Origin of the sequence: Microbacterium sp. 69-10 (assembly GCF_001897945.1) — a bacterium.
GTDB lineage: Bacteria > Actinomycetota > Actinomycetes > Actinomycetales > Microbacteriaceae > Microbacterium.
Genome location: NZ_MKRT01000006.1, coordinates 186,526 through 187,306 on the forward strand (window position 1 = coordinate 186,526; position 781 = coordinate 187,306).

Annotated in this window: 2 protein-coding genes; both read right to left on the bottom strand. The window is 70.3% G+C overall.

All coding sequences use genetic code 11. The features are described from left to right. On the bottom strand, positions 1-376 hold a 376-nt coding region (yaaA, locus tag BGN97_RS02970), incomplete at its 3' end, for a peroxide stress protein YaaA (RefSeq protein WP_292697893.1). A 76-nt stretch (positions 377-452) separates the two neighbouring features. Further along, positions 453-713, bottom strand: coding sequence for a F0F1 ATP synthase subunit epsilon (locus BGN97_RS02975; protein WP_292697895.1), 261 nt, complete (start codon positions 711-713; stop codon positions 453-455). Between the last annotated feature and the right edge of the window lie 68 nt (positions 714-781).

The following is a 781-nucleotide window of genomic DNA, read 5'->3' on the forward strand; positions in this document are numbered from 1 at the left end:
CCGGGATGGGGTCCAGCGCTCCGATCGGCCCGAAGGGCGCCGAGTGGATGAGCGCGTTCCGTCCCAGCCACCTCCGCGCGGGCTGATCGAGCGATCCGGCGTCCAGCGCGTCGTAGAGCACGCCGGTGTACCGGTCGACGGCCGGCATCGTGGCGGCGGTGCGCAGCATCCGGTTGTGGTCCACATCGGCCAGCTGACGGTCGCTGAGCTTGAGCACGCGCCTCGCGGCGTCGGCATCCGCCGACAGCGTCACGAGGGCATCCACGACGGCATCGCGCTGCGGGGCCAGTGCGGGCAGCGCGAGCCCGGCGACATCGAGCGGACGCGGGCGTCCCCCGGTGCGTTTGGTCTCCGAGGGCGGGAGGAGGATCTTCATGAGCTCCCTGCAGACGGAGACGTCCGCCTCGTCCTGCGCCGGAGCGCGGTCGAGGCGGACGTCTCGGAGATGGGTGTCAGGCGACCAGCGCGGCGTTCCCGGCCACGATCGTCAGGGCGTCACCCTCCATGGAGAGGAAGCCGTCCTGCGCGTTGGCGAGCACCTTCGTGCCGTCGGCCCGGGTGATGCGGACCTGTCCCTCGGCGAGGATGGCCAGCACGGGCTCGTGACCGGACATGAATCCGATCTCGCCCTCGACGGTCTTGGCGACGACGAGCGTCGCCTCCCCCGTCCAGACCTCCGCGTCCGCGGAGACGAGACTGACCTGCAAAGCCATGGTCAGCCGTTCTCCTTCTGGATCTTCGCCCAGGCCTCTTCCACGTCGGAGATGCCACCGACGTTGAA